This window comes from Amycolatopsis lexingtonensis (assembly GCF_014873755.1).
GTDB lineage: Bacteria > Actinomycetota > Actinomycetes > Mycobacteriales > Pseudonocardiaceae > Amycolatopsis > Amycolatopsis lexingtonensis.
Genome location: NZ_JADBEG010000001.1, coordinates 2,809,567 through 2,826,613, shown reverse-complemented (window position 1 = coordinate 2,826,613; position 17,047 = coordinate 2,809,567). Strand labels below are relative to the sequence as shown.

The following is a 17,047-nucleotide window of genomic DNA, read 5'->3' as shown; positions in this document are numbered from 1 at the left end:
TTCTCCTGTTTCGCTGGGTCAGACGGAAGCGGTACGCGCTGCGGTGTCGTTGAAGCGGCCCACCGCGCGGGTGTGGATCCGCCCGTCGGCCGGGTCCCGCGCGACGTCGACGCGGATGCCGTAGGCCCGGCTGAGGTTCGCCGAGGTCAGCACGTCGGCGGGGGAGCCTTCGGCGGTCACCCGGCCGTCCTCCAGCAGGAGCACCCGGTCGGCGACCGCCGCGGCCTGGTCGAGGTCGTGCAGCACCACGCCGACCCCGACGCCGTGGTGGTCGGCGAGGTCGCGGACGACGTCGAGGATCTCCACCTGGTAGCGCAGGTCGAGGAAGGTCGTGGGCTCGTCGAGCAGCAGCAGCGCGGTGTCCTGGGCCAGGCAGCTCGCCAGCCACACCCGCTGCGCCTGCCCGCCGGAGAGGGCCTGCACCGGCCGGTCGGCGAGCGCGGCGAGCCCGGTCAGCTCCAGCGCGCGCTCGACGGCGGCGGGCCCCTCGGGATCGCGCCCGCCCCAGCGGGACCGGTGCGGGTGCCTGCCGAACTCGACGAGCTCCCGGACGCACACGCCGCCCGGCGCGCTCCGTTGCTGCGACAGCAAGGTGATCCGCCTGGCGATGTCCTTTCCGGACAGTGCGCGCAGGTCCGCTCCGTCGGCGAAGGTGACCGAGCCGGCGACCGGGGGGTGCAGCCGCGCCAGCGCGCGCAGGAGCGTCGACTTCCCGCTCCCGTTCGGGCCGATCAGCGCGGTCACGCGGCCGGCGTGCAGGGAGATGGACGCGGCGCGCACGACGACGTCGCTGCCGTAGGCGACATCGACCTCGCGGGCGTCGACACCGGCTTGGTGGGGGGCTGGGGACACACGAGGACAATAAGGGCAGGCTTACCTAACTGCAAAGGTGGCGGTCGGCACATCGCGCGCGGTGATCGGTGGAACACACTCGCGGGTCCGGGAGTTGTGCTGGGCATGGACCAACTCGTGGATCGCACGATCGCCGCCCTCCGCGCCGAGCACGACGTGCTCGCCGGACTCACCCGCACCCTCACCGACGAGCAGCTGACCCAAACCAGCGGTGCCGCGGACTGGACCGTCGCGCAGGCCTTGTCCCACCTCGGCAGCGGCGCCGAGATCGGCCGCGCGCCGATCCTCCGCGCCGCCGGGGAGACCGTGGCCGTCGAAGACAACCAGACGATCTGGGCCCGCTGGGACTCGTCCGCGCCGCGCGCGCAGGCCGAGGGTTTCCTGGAGCACAACGGCCGCTGGCTCGAAACCGTCGAAGCGCTCACGCCCGAGCAGCGGTCGTCGCTGACCGTCGACCTCGGCTTCCTGCCGGAGCCGGTGCCGCTGGTGACCGCGTTGGGCATGCGGCTCAGCGAGGTGGCCAACCACTCCTGGGACGTGCGCGTCGCCTTCGACCCCGAGGCCGGGGTGGACGCGGGCTCGGCCGCGGTGCTCCTCGACCTCCTCGCCGGGCCGGTGGGCTTCATGCTGAGCTTCCTGGCGAAGCCCGCCGAGCTGGCGAACCCGGTTTCCGTCGCCGTCCCCGGCGGGGGTCTGGTGATCGACGACGCGGTCACGGTGGTTCCGCACCTCGAAGCGCCGTCGGCGACGTTCGACGGCCCGGCGGAGGCGTTCATCCGGTTGCTCAGCGGCCGGCTGAAGGCGCCGTACGACAAGGGTGTCCGGGTCGAGGGGAGCGTCACGCTCGACGAGCTGCGCCGGGTGTTCCCCGGTTTCTGACGGATCAGCCTGGGCTGCCCGGCCGCGGCAGAGGTCTTGAATGAGTCATTCAGGACCTCCGAAGACCTGAATGACTCATTCAAGACACTGGGCGAGCCCTGGCTGACCCGCCGGGGCTCGCTCACTTCAGGTGCCGGGCGAAGAACCGGCTCCCGTCATCCCCCTCGAACCCCGGGATGCCGGTGTGCCCGCCCAGGTTGGCGTGCAACGTCTTTTCCTTGGCGCCCAAGGCATCGAACAGGTCGAGCGCCAGCTGCCGGTCGTTGCCTTCGTCGTCCCACTGCAGCAGGACCAGCAGCGGGGTGGTGACCTGCCGGGCCTCGTCGAACATGCGGCGGGGCACGTAGCTGCCGGCGAACAGGACCGCGGCCGCGATGCGCGGCTCGACCAGCGCCAGCCGGACGGCGATGGCGAGCACGCCGCCCGCGAACCCGACCGGGCCGTCGATCCCGGGCTGCGCGAGGAGGGCGTCGAGCGTGGCCCGCCATTCCGGGACCGCCTGATCGACCAGCGGGAAGATGAGCCGCTCTACGACGTCCTCGCCGACCGGTTCGCCGGCCGCCAAGGCGCGGCGCAGGTCGGCTCGTGCCTCGTCGACGGTGGCCAGCCGGGGCCGGTCGCCGCCGCCGGGCAGCTCGATCGTGGCCGCGGCGTAGCCGTCCGCCACCGCGTGCCGGGCGCGGGCCGCGAGCCGCGGGTGCATCCGCTCCAGGCCGCCGGGGTGGCCGAGCAGGAGCAGCGGAACCGGTCCGGGCGCGGACTCGGGTGTCCACAGGATGCCGGGGACTTCGCCGAGGGTGAACCCGCGCTCGAGGACACCGTCGCCGAGGCGTTGTTCGGAAGTGAAGTGCATGGTCGTGCCTTCCGGGAGTGCTGCCGAACGGCGCTCCCGGGCGACCTATCGCCCGACCGTGACCCCGGAGGAGAGCACCCATGTCGCCTGGTTCACGGGTACCACCTCCTCGGTCTCTCGCACGGCCTCCGGGAAGGTAGCAGCGGCCGCCGCGGTCCGCCAACGGTTTTTCGCCCGCGTACCACTGTCAGCCGTGACGCCGCAGGCCGTCGGACTCTGCCGGCGCGGCCGCTTCGGCGGGCGGTGACCGATGTGGCTGCTGGGTCTGGTGTTCTGGTTCCGGATTGGGGCGCATCCGCCTGCCGCCGCGGCCCGGCGCGGCGGCACGCAACGTCCACTGCGGACGTCACGGCTGCCGGGCACCCTCGGCGTCTCGTAAGGTGGGAGGGAGAACGAGGGGGTGGCGGTGGCCGGATCGGGGCGGGCTCGGGTGCGGTCGGCCGTGCTCGCCGCCGCGTGGGCGCGGATCCCCGGGGTCGACGTCCTGTCCGCGGCGGACGGCGGTCCCTTGACCCGCACCGTCAAGAAGATCATCGACCCGCTCGTCGTGCGCACCGCCGCGCGGCCGCGGCTGGGGCGGCCGCTGCTCGAACCCGCCGAGGCGGCGGAGCTGACCGCGCTGCTGGTCGCCGACGCCGCGCGGCTGCGGGCGACCGCCGAGTGGTTCACGCACCTCAAGCGGCAGCGCCGGGCACTGCGCATCACCGCCGGCGACGTCCAGGACGTCTGCTTCCCCCTGGCCTACGAGCTGGCCACGACGTCCGGCGCGCCCGGCCCGGACGCGCCGGAGGCGGCCGCGGCGGCGTTGCGCGAGCTGCACGGGGACACCGAAGAAGCCGGGGTCGCGCGGCTGGCCGCGTACCTGGCCGATCCCCAGGTGGCGGCCGATCTCACCGCGGAGCTGCACCGGCACTGGCGGAGCCCGGCCGATCCCGGGGGCGCGCCCGGGGACGCCGTCGCGTTGCTCGGCGCCTTCGCGGACGACCTCGGCGACGACGCCTGGCGCGCGCTCGCCGGTTCCGCCGCCGGGCACGCGCTGGGACTCGCCCTGCGCCGGCCCGGCGGGTCCGAAGCCGTCCCCGGTGCGCCGGAACTCGGGCTGCAGCGCGGGGACCGCACCGCCGTGCCCCCGCTGCGGCGGCACGACGAAACCGGGCCCGAACTGCTCGAACGCAGTGTCGAGCGGCGGGTGCGCGCCACCTTGCGCCGGCTGCCCGCCGACGAGCGGGGTGCCGTGGACACCCTCGTCGCCGACGAACTCGCCCGGGTCGCCGCCGGGTTCGGGCTCGGCTTGCCCGCGCTCGCCACCTGCTTCGCGCTCGGCGTCGTCCTCGCGCCCGCGCTCCGGCCGCTCGACGGCGGCGCGCCCGGCGAGGCGCCGGAACTCGCCCGGCAGCTCAACGCCCGGGTCGCGCGCGAGGGGTACGTGCTGCACGCCCGCCGTGCGCTGGCCGGCACCACGCCGCTCACCGCGCGGCCCGACCCTGAGCTCGTGCGCGACCTGCGGGAGTTCGCCAAGCAGTTCCTCGGCCGGCTGTGGGTCCGGCTGCACGGCTTCGACGTCCGCGGCGACCGCCCGGCCGACGCGGGCGAGGTCCGGGATCTGCTCACCGGCGTCGTCCGCTCCACCTCGCTGGACCTGCGGACGAAGGTGCGCCGCGCACTCGTGGCCCGGCTGCCGGACCTGGAGGCCGTGTCGTGACGCACCCGGTGCACACCCCCGTCGTCGCGGCGGACGGCGGGCTCGTCCGGTTCGCGCTCGCCGAACTGCTCGCCGGGGTGCCCGCGACGATGCGCGTCGAGCTGAGCGACGCCGCGGCCGCGGAACCGTGGCTGACGCGGCTCGTCGGCGAAGAACGCGCGCTGGGAGCCATCACCGCCGGGCACGCCGAGGTGCCCGCCCGGCCGGAACTGGCCGCGCTCGCGCTGCTGCTGTGGGCCCGCCGGTGGTGGCCCGCGAGCCCCGTCCTCGGCATTCCGCCGCTGGATCCCGCGTTGCTGGACCTGGAAGCCGCGGTCGCGACGACGGCCGTGGCCGAGGGCGTGCTGGACGGCTTCGAAGCCACGCCGGGGGAGCTGTTCGACGCTGCCGCCGAGGGGATCGCGGCGACCGCCGTCGCCGACGAAGTCCGCGACCTGTGCCTGCGCTTGTCCGCCTGGTTCGATGACCGGGACGACGTCGTGCGCGCCGAAGCCGCGGCCGCGCTGGCGGCCGCCGTCTCGCCGGGACAGCGGGCGTACGCACTGGCGGCGGGTACGGAGGGATCGTCGGCCGGGCAAGGGATTCTGGCCGAGGGCCGGGCGAGCGTCGACTGGGCGCGGGTGCCGCCGGGCGTCCTCGACGCCGCGGAGGACACCGTGACCTGGCGGATCGTCGCCGCGCCGACCGGCACCCGGCTCGAGGTCGAAGTCGCCGGGGCCTTCGCCGACGCGGCGCTCACGGCGTTCGCGACCCGGGACGGCGAGGTCGTCGCGGAGGTGCCGCTGCGGCTCGGTGTCGGACAGTTCTCCGGAGCGGCGGACCTGACCGGAGACGTCCACATCGGACTCGTCGTCGGCGTGACGGCCGAGGCTCTCGTCGGCACGACGCCGGAGGACCGCGCCGAGGTGGTCGCGCTCGTGCGGGCGCGCGAGGCACTGCCGACGGCGGCCCGGACCCTGGCCGAACGGGCGGCGGCCGCGGCCGGCGACGAGGAGTTCTGACGTGCTCGCCGGCCTGCCGCCGCCGCTCACCCCGCCGGACCGGCCACTGCCCGCCGAACTGGCGGGGGCGAGTTCGCACGGCTACAACTGCCGCTGCGTCGCAAGGCACTTCGGCCTCGACCCGGCGCCGTACGGCGAACTGCCGGCGTGCTCGCTCACCGACGCCGAGTACCGGCGGCTGCTCGGCGAGGCCTTCGAGACCCAGCAAGAGGCCAAGCGGCTCGGCGCGGCGCGGGATTTCGCCGGTGCGCAACGGGAGTACGGCCGGCTGCGGGAGTTCGCGCAGCGGCTCGATCGGACCGACCTGGAACTGGCCGCCGTCAGCGATCTGGCCACCCTCCGCTACGCCGCGGGTGACCTGCGCACCGCGCGGCAGTGCGCCGAGGCCGTGCTGGCCGTCTTCCCCGTGAGCGCCGCCGCGGCTGTCCACTTCGGACAGTACGCCGAGCTGCGGATGATCGAAGGGTCTCGCGAGGTCGCCGACCGCGTGCTGATCTCACTGTCCACTGAGGAGGGTGACGTCGCCCGCGCTCGCGAACTGATCGCGGGACAGCGGCACCGGGCGGCGCGGCGCAAGGCGGCCGGGCCGGGGCAGTATCCGCCCGAGCTGCTCGACCCGCACGGCGCCGACGAGCTGGAGCTGCAGATCCTCGAAGTGCGCGTCCAGGCGGCGGCCGGCGACCCGGCCGGGGCGCTGGCCGCGCTCGAGGAGATCCTCGCCGCGCTGGAAACCCTGACCGGAGCCGACGAGCAACGGGCGTCGCTGCAGGTGATGGCGCAAGCCGAGCGCGCCCGCCTCCGTCAGGCCGGCGGCGAGGACGCGGACGCCCGGGCCGACCTGGTCCGGCTCGGTCTCCGGCATGAAGGCGCTCCGGCGGGCGCGAAGTTCGCCATCGACCTCGCGGCGGACCGGGCGCTGGGCGGCGACTTCCCGGGCGCGGTCGCGGCGATCGTCGCGGCCCGCGACGACCTCGCGGCGGCCGGCGCGACCGGTGACGTGGCGGAGGCGAGCCACGCGCTGGGCACCCTCCTGCTGCTCGCGGGCGACGCCCGGCAGGCCCGCGCCCAGTTCGAGCACGCCGGGTCGCTCTGGACGGCCAACGGGGACACGCCGGGCCTGCGCCGGCTGGCCGTCGCGCTGGCCCGGTGCGCGGCGGCCGAGGGGGACTGGGCGGCGGCGGAGGCGCACGTGACGCGCGCGCGGGAGTCGGCGCGGGCGTCCGGGGAGTGGCTCCAGCGCCTGCACACGGACTTCGTGGCGGCCACGATCGGCTTCGCCCGCGGCGAAGACCTGCCGGCCGTGCTGGACCTGCTGCTCCCGGTGGCGCTGGCGGCGGCGGACTACCGCTTCGAGTTCGCGTCGCCGCGGGCGCGCACGGCCTGGGCGCGTGACGTCGCGAGCCCGGCCACCGAACTGCTGATGACGCTGCTGGCCCGGCTGCGGGAGCCGAGGCTGGCCGCCGAACTGATCGAGCGCACCTGCGCGGTCGGCGCGTACGCCGGGGCCGGGGCGCCCGCGCTCGACCTGACCGGCACGCTGCCCGCCCCCGAAGCCGCGCCGCCCGGCGCCGGGTTCCCGCTGGCCGCACTGGGTTCCGTCACGGCGTCGCTGCCCCTGCGGCTCACCCCGCCGCCCGCCCTGCGCTGGTCGCCGGACGCGCCGATGGAACTCGACCGCTGGCTCGACGTCGCCGCCGAGCGGTACGGCTCGCCCCGCCCGGCCGCCGGACCCGTCACGACGTGGCCCACCGCCGAGCCCGGGCGCGAAACGTTCCTCCTGCGCTACGCCGACGCCGGCCACACCTACCTGAGCTGGCGGAGCACGCGGGACCTCGGCGCCGTCCACGTCCACCCGGTCGACGCCGCGCTGGTGGCGACGGCCCGCGAGGTCCTGGCCGATGCTTCGCCGACCCCGCGAGAAGGCGAGAGCGTCGCCGACGCCGTCCGGCGCTCGCTGGGAGAGGACGCCTTCGGCGGCTTCGAAGGCGAACAGCGTGTGGCCCGGGTGCTCGCGCTCAACCTCCTGCCCGCGGACCTGGTCGCGCGGCTGCGGGAGGCCGCTGCCGGTGGGCGGCGGCCGCTCCTGCGCGTGCAGCCCTCGCCCAGCCTCGCCGCGGTGCCGTGGGGCCTGCTCGCCCTGCCCGACCGGCGGCCGGAGCGCGCGCTCGAACCCGGCGAGGAGGGCACGTGCTTCGACGGCGACGAGCGCGTCCTCGACGTCGCCGACGTCTCCCTGCTCGCGCCCGCCGGGATCCCGCGCCGCCCGCCGCGTGCCGCCGACGGGCCGCCGGTGTACCTGCTCGACCCGCGAATCCCCGGCCAGAGCGCGTTCGGGGAGCTGGGCTCGGTGCTCGGCAAGCAGGAGCCGGCGTCGCCGCTGATCCGCCACCTGGACGCGCGGCTCGCCGCCGGCCCGGTCCGCCCCGCCGCCGCGCGCGGGCTCGACCTGGTCCGCCGCACCGACACCGACCGGCGGCTGCTCGCCCGGCTGCTGGCCGAGCCGTGTTCGCGGCTGGTGTTCGCCGGGCACGTCAGCCGGGTGCGCGACGAACACGGCGCGCAGACCGCGCTGCACCTGTCCTGCCCGGCCGAGCTGCCCGGCACCGCCGAGCCGATCGGGGCGCACCGGCCGTTCACCGCCGCGGACCTGGCACTGTCCGATGTGGACACGATGCCGCCGCGGGTGGCGCTGCTCGGCTGCGCCAGCGCGAGCGACTTCGGCCTGCCCGAGCCGTTCGGCGTGCTGCTCGCCGCCGTCGCGGCCGGGGCCAGCCTGGTGGCCGCGACGGTGTGGGCGCTGCCGACGTCGGCCGCGGTGCCCGGCGCGGACCCGATGGCCGAACTGGTGATCGCCGTCGACACCGCCCTCGACGGCGACGACCCGGTGACCGAGCTGTGCGAGTGGCAGCGCACCCGCCTCGCGCGGTGGCGCGAACAGCCCGAGCCGGCCCGCTCGCCCGCGTTCTGGGCGGCGCTGACCTGCCTGGACGCCTCCGACGACGGGCAAACCTGGGTTCGGTAGCACCGCGGCCCGCCGAAGCTGTGCACACCGCACAGAGAGGCAGGACACGATGTTCAAGAAGATCCGGCGCCAGGTCGACGAAGCCACCCGCCAGGGCGCGGCCCGCGGCGCGCAGCAGTTCCAGCAGCACGCGGAGCAGTTCCGCCGGGCGGCCGCCGCCCAGGGCCACGACATCACCCCGCAGCTGCCGACGCCGCAGCTGGCCGCGCAGGCGTTCCGGGCGATGAACGCCGACCCCGCGATGGCGGAGTTCCTGGCGTTGCCCGCCGACGAGCAGCTGCGCCAGCAGCAGGAACTGCAGGCCTACGGCACGGAACTGCGGCGGCTGTACGACACCGGCGAGGCGGCCACGCTGGTCGTGCGCGCTCTGGAGCCGACCGACCGGACGGTCGCCGGTCAGGCCCGGTACACCGCGACGCTGGAGGTGACCCGGGCGGACGGCAGCACGTACCGGACGGTCACGCCGCTGATCACGCCGCTCGCGACGATCCAGCAGTACGCACCGGGCACCCGGCACGAGGCCCGCGTCGACCCGGCCGACCCGGCGAAGGTCGCGGTGTTCGGGCCGATCGCCTAGTCCGGCGTACTTCGCCGTGGGGTGCCTGAGGTCCTGAATGACTCATTCAGGTCTTGGGAGGTCCTGAATGACTCATTCAAGACCTCGCGGCACCCCGTTCGAGCCGGCCGGTGTCGCCGGCCGGCCGGTCGTGACTTGGCCATCACCTTTACCTGAACCGAAAGGAGGCGCCGTGTTCGCCTTCGGATTGCCGGGAGACCCGCGGCCGGACCGTCGCGGGCGGCGGCTGTGGCTGCTCGGCGTGCCCACGACGCTCGCCTGGGCCGCGGTGGGCTGGTCCGGCTCGCTCGGGCTGCTGGACGGCTTCCGGCTGATGTCGCTGAACCGCGTCGACGCGTGGGGGGCCGACGCGGGCCCGGTGGTTTCGCTCGTGCTGTTCTTCAGCCTCGCGATCACGGTGGCGTCGTCGCTCGGCTTCGCGATGCTGTGGACGGCGGGCCTGTCGCTGGACCGGATGGCCGTCCGCTTCCGGGCGGGCTCGCTCGCCGCCGCACTGGGTGTGGCGCTGGGCAGCGGCGTGGCCATTCCCTCGTGGACGCCGCCGGAGGCGGTGGGGCGGCGGCTGCCGGTCCTCGACGGCGACGGCGAGCCGTGGTCCGATGTGGACTGGGTCGTCTACTACGAGCCCTACCTGGTGCCGGCGGTGGCCGCGCTGATCGCGCTGGTGCTGATCGTGGTGCTGCTGCGGGCGTTCCTCGCCGAGGCGGAGGCCGACGACCGCGCCGAAGCCCTGCGCCGGTACGGCCGCGAGGTGACCGGGCACGTCACGCACGTCGAGTTCACCAACGTCTGGGTGCTGGGGAACCCGCGGTACGTCGTGCACGTCCGGTTCCCGGCGGAAACGGGGGAGCGCACGGTGGTGACGACGATGGTCACGCCCGTCCTCCAGTCCCCGTCGCGCGGCTCGGCCGTCCGCGTCCGCTACGACCCCCGCGACCCGGAAACCGTGCTGGTGGAACCGGATCCGGCCGAATCGCCCTTCTTCTGAGGAGTTCCCATGTCCCCTGCCGCACTCCTGCGCGGCTTCCTCGGCGGCGGTGTCGCCGGCGCGGCGGTGAGCGCCTTCGTCACCGGGATCGTGCTCGAGGAAGTCCCGCTCATCCTGACCGCGCTCGGCCTCCCCGCCGGCTACGGACTACTGCTGTACGTGGCCGGCGCGCCACGCCGCGCCCGCGAGGCCGCGGTCATTCCCCGCGTCGCGCTCGCGAGGATCGAAAGCCGGCGGGCCGGCGGCACGGAAACGGGCGACGTCCCCCTGACCCTCGTCCTCACCGTCGCGCCCGAGGACGCGCCGTCGTTCCGCGTCGAGATCACCCACGGCGTCAACCTGGCCGACCTGCCCGGCTTCCCGGCGGGCGAGGTCCTCGTGGTCCAGTACCCACCGGACCGGCCGTGGCGGGCCGAGGTCGTGCCGAACCCGACGGCGGAGTGGCGGCGCCGGGCGGAAGAGGCGGTGATCGAGCCGGCGCCGCAGTCCACTGTGGTCGGGCCGCCGCCGGAGGGGTGCGCGTTCGCGGTGGTCGCGTTCGCGGGCCTGCTGTTCGGCGCGGCGGTCGTCCTCGGGCTGTTCCGGGTGGAGCTGTTCCGCCCCACGGAAGAGCAGCCCGAATCCAGCACGACGGAGACGTCGACCACCGAGACCACGACGACGGAGACGTTCAGCTTCCACATCACCATCACCGGGCCCGACGGCACCACTACCTTCGTGCTGCCGTCGACGCCACGCAGAGCGCCAGGCGATCGCGGGCGTCGGCCAGGGTCGGGTAGACCGGCAGCTGGTGTTCGAGGTGCAGGGCGGCGATCGGCCGCCGGACGGAGTGCTGGTCGCTCGCGATGACGCACGGGATGCCGGCGGCGTGCGCCTCGGCCGTGGTCAGCAAGAGGACCCGCAGGGCGCCGGCCGAGCAGAAGCCGACCCGGGTGAGGTCGACGAGCAGGGCGCGCGGGCGCTTGAGCAGCTCGGCGTCCAGGTGCGCGAACAGGCGGTCGGCGATGTCCTGGTCGAGGTCGCCGACGGCGGCCAGCACGGTGGCCTCGCCGGTCGCGGTGACCGTGACGGTCGTGGTGCGCCGGTGGAACCGGGCTACCGGGTCTTCAGTGCGCATGGTGCTGCCACCTCCGGTGTGACGGCGGCTCCGCGGAGCCGGGCCGACGCGAAGAGCGTCACGGCTGCTGGCTGAACCGCGGGTACTGGTGCTTCTACCCAGAACCCGCGCGGTTCAAGCGGCCGGGTACTGGGACTTTTCCAGCAGCCGGGCCAGGTGCACGGCGTTGCGGCCAGCGTGGCGTTGGTCGAGGCGACGGCGTCGGGCGTTTCGTCGAGGTCGTTGTAGTCGCCGCCCTGGGCCGGGATCGAGAACCCCGTGTCGTTGAGGGTCTGGAAGAGGTCGGCGATGATCTTGTGCGCGCCGTCTTCGTTGCCGACCGCCGCGGCGACGGCGACCTTGCCGGCCTTCGCCGTCCGTTTCGGACAGTTCGGCGTCGAGGCGTTCCAGCACGCGCTGCGCCACGCTGGACATGTGCCCGACCCACGTCGGCGTGGCCACGAGCAGGATGTCGGCCGCCTGGACCTTGGCGCGGATCGACGGCCACGCGTCGCCGTCACCCATGTCGGCTTCGACGCCGGGCCGGACGTCGTGGTCCACGGCGCGCATCGGTACCTCCGGTTCGGGGACGGTTCGCCGCGTCCCGGTTCCCCGCCGCCGGGCGGTCGAACCGGGAAGATCAGCGCGGCAGCGTCACCTCGACGGTCGTGCCCCGGCCGGGCGTGCTTTCCACGGCGAGCCCGCCGCCCATCGCCTCGGCGAGGCCCTTGGCCAGCGGGAGACCCAGGCCGACGCCCTCGCCGGAGTCGGCGCCGAGCCTGTCGAACGGGGTGAACAGCCGGTCGAGGTGCTCCGGGGCGATGCCGCGGCCGCTGTCGGCGACGGTGATGACCACCGCGTCGGCCTCCGTGCGGGTGGTGAGCACGACGGTGCCGCCCGTCCGGTTGTAGCGGACGGCGTTGCCCGCGAGGTTGAGCAGGATCTGCTTGAGCCGCCGCTCGTCACCGTGCAGCGCGGCCGGCCCGCTCTCGTCGCGCAGGTGCACGCCTTCCGCATCGGCGAGCGGTTCCAGCAGGCTCAGCACCTCGGCGACCACGGCCGGCACGTCGATGTCGACCGGGTGCAGCGGCAGCGCCCTGGCCTCGATCCGGGCCACGTCGAGGACGTCGTCCACCATGGCGAGGATGTGCCCGGCCGCGCCGGTGATGTGTTCGAGCGCCGCCTGGCGGCGTTCCGGCGGCAGGTCGAGCGACCCGAGCAGTTCGGTGAACCCGGTGACGGCCTGCAGCGGCGTGCGCAGCTCGTGGCCGAGGGCGGCGACGAAGTCGGTCTTGGCGCGGCTGGCCCGCTCCGCGGCCTGGCGGGCGACGTCGGCCTCGTGCCGGGCCTGGCGTTCGCGTTCGGCCGCGCGCCGCTGGGTGACGTCCAGGACGTTGGCGATCAGCCGGACCGGCACGCCGTCCGGCCCGGCCACCGGCGAGACCGTGACGACCACGTCGAGCGTCCGGCCGTCGGGGTGGCGCAGTGTCGCCTCGTAGGGCGCCTCCGGCGCGGTCACCGGGGTGAACAGCTCGGCCAGCCGGACGCCGGTCAGCTCGTGCTCGGACCGCCCGAGCAGGTCGCGCAGTGCCTCGTTCGTCCTGGTCACGGCCCCGTCGGCGGCGGTGATCGCCATGCCGATCGCGTTGTCGTCGAACGCCCGCCGGAACCGCTCCTCGCTGTCGGCGAGCGCGCCGAAGAGCGCGTGGTGGTCGATGGCCACCGACGCCAGGTGGGTGAGCCGGTCGACCAGGTCCCGCTCGCGGGAACTCGGCTGGTGCGTCCGCTCGTGGTAGACGGCGAAGGTGCCCACCACCCCGGCCCGGCCGCGGATCGGCGTCGACCAGCAGGCCCGCAGGCCGTGCGCGCCCGCGAGGTCGCGGTAGCGGATCCAGCGCGGGTCGGTGGTGACGTCTTCGGCGACGACCGGCGTCCCCAGGTAGGCGGCCGCGCCGCAGGACCCTTCGTCGCGGCCGATGGCGAGCCCGTCGATGCGGGAGGAGTAGGACGGCGGCAACGAGGGCGCGGCGCCGTGGCGGAGCGTCGAGGATTCGCGGTCGAGCAGGAGGATCGAGCAGTGGCAGTCCGGCATGAGCCGTTCGAGGGTGGTCGCGACCTCGGTCAGCACGTCGGGCAGTGGGACGCCGCCCGCGATGCGTTCGAGGACCCCGGACTGCGCCTGGAGCAGCGCTTCGGTGTCGGTGGCGGCTTCGCGGGTGCGGGTCACGGCTCGAACCGGTAGCCGACCCCGCGGACGGTCCGCACCCGCTCCGCCCCGATCTTCTGGCGCAGGCGGTGGACGTGCTCGGTGACGGTCGCTTCGCCCTGCCACTCGGCGGCGCTCGCCCAGACGCGTTCGAGCAGCTGGGCCCGAGTGAACACCTGCCGCGGGTGGGAGGACAGGAAGGTGAGCAGGTCGAACTCCTTCGCGGTCATGGTGAGCTCGCGGCCGTCGAGGAACACCTCGCGCGCGCCCTGGTCGATCCGCAGCCCGGCCGCGGGCCCCGGCGGCGCGGGCGCGGCCCGCCGCAGCACCGAGCGCACGCGGGCGGCCAGCTCGCCGGGGGAGAAGGGCTTCACGAGGTAGTCGTCGGCGCCCAGGTCGAGCCCGACGATCCGGTCGGCCTCGCCGCTGCGGCCCGACAGCACGATCACGGGCAGCGCGGCGTGCTCGCCACCGCGCAGCCGCCGCAGGACGTCGAGGCCGCCGACGCCGGGCAGGGCGAGGTCGAGGATGACGAGGTCCAGCCGGTCGCGCTCGATGGCCTCGAGCGCCCGCCTGCCGTCGGCCGCTTCGGTGACCCGGAACCCCTCGGCTTCCAGCTGCCAGGTGACGACGGTCCGCACCCGCGGATCGTCGTCGACGACGAGCACTTGGCGGCTGCCGGGCAGCGTCGCTCGGGCGTCCATCACGAGCTCCTTCGCCGCCGTCCGGCCGCCACGCCGCGGCCCGCACCCATGGTGCCTCACCAGCGGCGCGACGGCCAGATCACCGAGCCGGCGCGGGGGATGGTGTCACGCGGACTCGACCTTGGGCATGATCTCCTCGGTCAGCCGCTTGAGATCGTCGAGCGTCTTCGACGTCGGCACGTCGCGGAACGGCGGCCACAGCAGCGGCATCGTCAAACCGGCATCCTTGTACCGCTTGAGGATGTCCTCGATCTGCTGGGCGCTGCCGGCCAGCAGGTTGGTGCCCTTGCCCGCCGGGGTCTGGTCCATCGGCTCGTCGGTGATGACGAACCAGATCATGCTGCACATCTCGAAGCCGTCCGGGAAGCCGCGGCCGAGCTCGCCCAGCTCGCGCTCCATCTCGCCCTTCCAGCGCTTGATGTCCTCCGGGGTGTCCTGGATGCCGATCCAGCCCTGCAGGCCGTACTTCGCGATGCGCTTGGCCGAGCGCTTCGGGTCCTTCAGGCCGGAGAAGAAGATCGGCGGCGGCTGCTGGATCGGCTTGTGGCCGAAGCCCGACAGCTCGAAGTCCGCGAACTCGCCGTGGTACTCGAACAGCTCGTTGGACCAGATGCCCTGCATGATCTCGATCGTTTCGCGGACGTGGCCGTGCCGGCGCGGGAACAGGTGCGGGACGCTGGCGGCGGCGAACTCCTCGGGCATCCAGCCGGAGCCGACGCCGACGTTGAGGCGGCCGCCCGACAGGTGGTCCTGGGTGGCGAGCTCGGCCGCGAGCACGCCGGGGGAGCGGTACGGGGTGTCGATGATGCTCATCCCGATGCGCACCTTCGTGGTCTTCGCCGCGAGCCACGGGATCAGCGTCATGCCCTGGAACCACTTGCCGCGCGAGATGACCGGCAGGGCGTTGGGCAGGTCGGTCATCATGCCGAACGGGTACTGCAGTTCGGCGCGGTCGGAGCTCTCCGGGACGACGATCCGGTCGAGCGTCCAGACGGAGTCGAAGTCGAGGTCCTCGGCCAGCGCGGTGAGGTCTTCGAGCTCCTTGATCGTCACCTCGTCGCGGAAGTTGGGCAGGTAGAGAGCGAGCTTCATGCGTCCGGCCTCCTCGAGACGTCGTCGTCAAGCGGATCGTGCGCCGGCCGGCTCAACTCGATCACACGTGATTCTCAAATCCCGGACAACAGCACCGCCGCACGCCGCGGTCTGCCTTTACGTTCCCAGGTATGGACGTGCTCTGGAGCCCCTCCGCGGACCGGATCGAGAACTCCCCGCTGCGCGCGTACCTGAACTGGCTGGAGCGGCGCGAAGGACGGCCGTTCCCCGGCCACGACGCGCTCTGGGCCTGGTCGGTCGCGGACCTGGACCGGTTCTGGACCTCCGTCGCCGGCTACTACGACGTCGCCTTCAGCACGCCGTGGACGCGCGTGCGCACCGCCGATCCCATGCCGCACACCCGCTGGTTCCCCGGCGCGCGGCTGAACTGGGCGCAGCACGCGCTGCGCCGCGGCGCCGAGGACGGCACGGCGCTGGTGTGCGTCCGGGAGGATGACGCGTCCGCGCGCGAGATCACCTTCGGCGCCCTGCGCCGGTCGGTGGCGGCCGCGGCCGGCTGGCTGCGCCGGGCGGGGGTGCGCCCCGGCGACCGCGTCGCGGCCTACCTGCCCAACACCGAGCACGCCGTGATCGCTTGCCTCGCGACCGCCGCCGTCGGCGCGGTGTGGGCGTGCTGCTCCCCGGACTTCGGCGCCGACGGCACCCTCGGGCGCCTCGCGCAGCTCGAACCCACCGTGCTCATCGCGGCGGACGGCTACCACTGGAACGGCAAGGTGATCGACCGCGCCGACGTCGTCGCGCGGCTGCGCGAGGAACTCCCGGCGCTGCGCCACTTCGTCCACGTCCCGTATGCGTTCGACCGGCCGGATCCGGCCGGCTCGACGCCGTGGGACGAGCTGCTCGCCCGGGACGAGCCCTTGGAGTTCGAGCAGGTCGAGTTCTCCCACCCGCTGTGGGTGCTGTTCACCTCCGGGACCACCGGGCGGCCCAAGGGCCTGGTGCACGGCCACGGCGGGATCACCCTGGAAGGGCTGAAGTGGTCCGGGCTGTACTGCGGGCTGCGGGCCGGCGAGCGGATGTTCGCCTGCACGTCGACCGGGTGGGCGCTGTGGAACATGCAGCTGGGCGCGCTCACCCAGGGCGCGGCGATCACGCTTTACGAAGGCGCTCCGCACCACCCGCCGGGCGCGGTCTGGGAGGTTGCGGCCCGGACCCGGGCGGACGTCGTGCTGCTCGGCGCCGCGGTCGTCACCGCCGGCACCGGGGTTTCGCCGCGGCGGCAGCACGACTTCGGCCGGCTGCGGCACGTCATGGTCAGTGGCTCGGCGCTGCCCGCGGCGGGCTACCACTGGATCACCGAGCACGTCAGCCCCGCGGTGCGGATCGACTCGACCAGCGGCGGCACCGACATCTCGGGCTCGTTCGTCGGCGCGAGCGAGTACGACCCGGTCCGGCCGGGCCGCATCGGCGGGCGGCTCGCCGGCGTCGACTGCGAGGCCTGGAACGAGGCCGGCGAGCCGGTGGTGGACGCGGTCGGGGACCTCGTCGTCACCCAGCCGATGCCGTCGATGCCGGTGTCGCTGTGGAACGACCCCGGCGCCGTCCGCTACACCGAGTCCTATTTCGACACCTGGCCGGGAGTGTGGCGGCACGGCGACTGGGTGACGCTGCACGCCGACGGCAGCGTCACCATCCACGGCCGGTCGGATTCGACGCTCAACCGCCAGGGCGTCCGGCTGGGCAGCAGCGACTTCTACGACGTGCTGGAAACCCTGGACGAGATCAGCGAAACCCTCGTGATCGGCCTCGACCGGCCCGGCGGCGAGTACTGGCTGGGACTGTTCGTGGTCCCGGCGCCCGGGCACCAGCTCGACGAGGCCCTGAAGCGGAAGATCGGCACCACCCTGCGGACCCGCCTGACGCCGCGGCACGTCCCGGACGAGATCGTCGAGGCGCCCGCCGTCCCGCACACGCTGAGCGGCAAACGGCTGGAGGTGCCGATCAAGAGGCTGCTGTCCGGCGTGGAGCTGGAGAAGGCCGCGAACGTCGCTTCGGTCGACGACCCGGACGCGTTGCGCTGGTACGCGCGCTTCGCGGCGGACCGGGCGCGCTGA

The 17,047-nt window shown here is 74.4% G+C and carries 13 protein-coding genes and 2 pseudogenes; 8 read left to right on the top strand and 7 right to left on the bottom strand.

Features of this window, described 5'->3' with window-relative positions; all coding sequences use genetic code 11:
- Positions 1-18: 18 nt before the first annotated feature.
- A complete protein-coding gene (locus tag H4696_RS12835) occupies positions 19-852 on the bottom strand; it encodes an ABC transporter ATP-binding protein (RefSeq protein ID WP_086862792.1) in 834 nt (277 codons plus the stop codon).
- 105 nt (positions 853-957) lie between these two features.
- Here H4696_RS12835 and H4696_RS12830 point away from each other — a divergent pair, with 105 nt between their 5' ends.
- Positions 958-1,731: a maleylpyruvate isomerase family mycothiol-dependent enzyme gene (locus tag H4696_RS12830; RefSeq protein ID WP_086862793.1), complete on the top strand. Its 774-nt coding sequence runs from the start codon at positions 958-960 to the stop codon at positions 1,729-1,731.
- A 121-nt stretch (positions 1,732-1,852) separates the two neighbouring features.
- Here H4696_RS12830 and H4696_RS12825 read toward each other — a convergent pair whose 3' ends face one another.
- Positions 1,853-2,584 (bottom strand): dienelactone hydrolase family protein, encoded by a 732-nt coding sequence (locus H4696_RS12825; protein WP_086862794.1) that lies wholly within the window; start codon positions 2,582-2,584, stop codon positions 1,853-1,855.
- A gap of 406 nt (positions 2,585-2,990) precedes the next feature.
- Between H4696_RS12825 and H4696_RS12820 the strand changes: the two genes are divergently transcribed.
- From H4696_RS12820 to H4696_RS49990, 6 genes are all read left to right on the top strand, one after another.
- Entirely contained in the window at positions 2,991-4,286 is a 1,296-nt protein-coding gene (locus H4696_RS12820; RefSeq protein ID WP_086865399.1) for a hypothetical protein, read from the top strand.
- A complete protein-coding gene (locus H4696_RS12815) occupies positions 4,283-5,287 on the top strand; it encodes a hypothetical protein (protein ID WP_192782274.1) in 1,005 nt (334 codons plus the stop codon). The genes H4696_RS12820 and H4696_RS12815 overlap by 4 nt, the downstream gene beginning before the upstream one ends.
- A gap of 1 nt (position 5,288) precedes the next feature.
- Complete coding sequence (locus H4696_RS12810; RefSeq protein WP_192782273.1) at positions 5,289-8,309, top strand: hypothetical protein; 3,021 nt, start codon at positions 5,289-5,291, stop codon at positions 8,307-8,309.
- 49 nt (positions 8,310-8,358) lie between these two features.
- Positions 8,359-8,886 (top strand): hypothetical protein, encoded by a 528-nt coding sequence (locus H4696_RS12805; RefSeq protein WP_086857460.1) that lies wholly within the window; start codon positions 8,359-8,361, stop codon positions 8,884-8,886.
- Positions 8,887-9,058: 172 nt separating this feature from the next.
- Entirely contained in the window at positions 9,059-9,874 is an 816-nt protein-coding gene (locus H4696_RS12800; protein WP_086857459.1) for a DUF3592 domain-containing protein, read from the top strand.
- Positions 9,875-9,883: 9 nt separating this feature from the next.
- Complete coding sequence (locus tag H4696_RS49990) at positions 9,884-10,723, top strand: hypothetical protein (protein ID WP_225955667.1); 840 nt, start codon at positions 9,884-9,886, stop codon at positions 10,721-10,723.
- Here the strand turns inward: H4696_RS49990 and H4696_RS12795 are convergent.
- The 5 genes and pseudogenes from H4696_RS12795 to H4696_RS12775 all read right to left on the bottom strand — a co-directional run.
- Positions 10,692-10,991, bottom strand: a pseudogene (locus tag H4696_RS12795) (STAS domain-containing protein); the annotation flags it as partial. The gene H4696_RS49990 and the pseudogene H4696_RS12795 overlap by 32 nt on opposite strands.
- A gap of 114 nt (positions 10,992-11,105) precedes the next feature.
- Positions 11,106-11,540, bottom strand: a pseudogene (locus H4696_RS12790) (NAD(P)H-dependent oxidoreductase); the annotation flags it as partial.
- 70 nt (positions 11,541-11,610) lie between these two features.
- Positions 11,611-13,197, bottom strand: coding sequence for a GAF domain-containing sensor histidine kinase (locus H4696_RS12785; protein WP_086865443.1), 1,587 nt, complete (start codon positions 13,195-13,197; stop codon positions 11,611-11,613).
- On the bottom strand, positions 13,194-13,880 hold the full coding sequence (locus H4696_RS12780; RefSeq protein WP_086865444.1) for a response regulator transcription factor: 687 nt from the start codon (positions 13,878-13,880) through the stop codon (positions 13,194-13,196). The genes H4696_RS12785 and H4696_RS12780 overlap by 4 nt, the downstream gene beginning before the upstream one ends.
- A 105-nt stretch (positions 13,881-13,985) precedes the next feature.
- Entirely contained in the window at positions 13,986-14,972 is a 987-nt protein-coding gene (locus tag H4696_RS12775) for an LLM class flavin-dependent oxidoreductase (protein ID WP_086865445.1), read from the bottom strand.
- Between the two features lie 131 nt (positions 14,973-15,103).
- Between H4696_RS12775 and H4696_RS12770 the strand changes: the two genes are divergently transcribed.
- Positions 15,104-17,047, top strand: coding sequence for an acetoacetate--CoA ligase (locus H4696_RS12770; RefSeq protein ID WP_192782272.1), 1,944 nt, complete (start codon positions 15,104-15,106; stop codon positions 17,045-17,047).

Excerpts from the sequence above, each read along its gene's own strand:
- H4696_RS12780 (WP_086865444.1), bottom strand. The coding sequence starts at position 13,880 with ATGGACGCCCGAGCGACGCTGCCCGGCAGCCGCCAAGTGCTCGTCGTC.
- H4696_RS12825 (WP_086862794.1), bottom strand. The coding sequence starts at position 2,584 with ATGCACTTCACTTCCGAACAACGCCTCGGCGACGGTGTCCTCGAGCGC.
- H4696_RS12805 (WP_086857460.1), top strand. The coding sequence starts at position 8,359 with ATGTTCAAGAAGATCCGGCGCCAGGTCGACGAAGCCACCCGCCAGGGC.
- H4696_RS12830 (WP_086862793.1), top strand. The coding sequence starts at position 958 with ATGGACCAACTCGTGGATCGCACGATCGCCGCCCTCCGCGCCGAGCAC.
- H4696_RS12770 (WP_192782272.1), top strand. The coding sequence starts at position 15,104 with ATGGACGTGCTCTGGAGCCCCTCCGCGGACCGGATCGAGAACTCCCCG.
- H4696_RS12775 (WP_086865445.1), bottom strand. The coding sequence starts at position 14,972 with ATGAAGCTCGCTCTCTACCTGCCCAACTTCCGCGACGAGGTGACGATC.
- H4696_RS49990 (WP_225955667.1), top strand. The coding sequence starts at position 9,884 with ATGTCCCCTGCCGCACTCCTGCGCGGCTTCCTCGGCGGCGGTGTCGCC.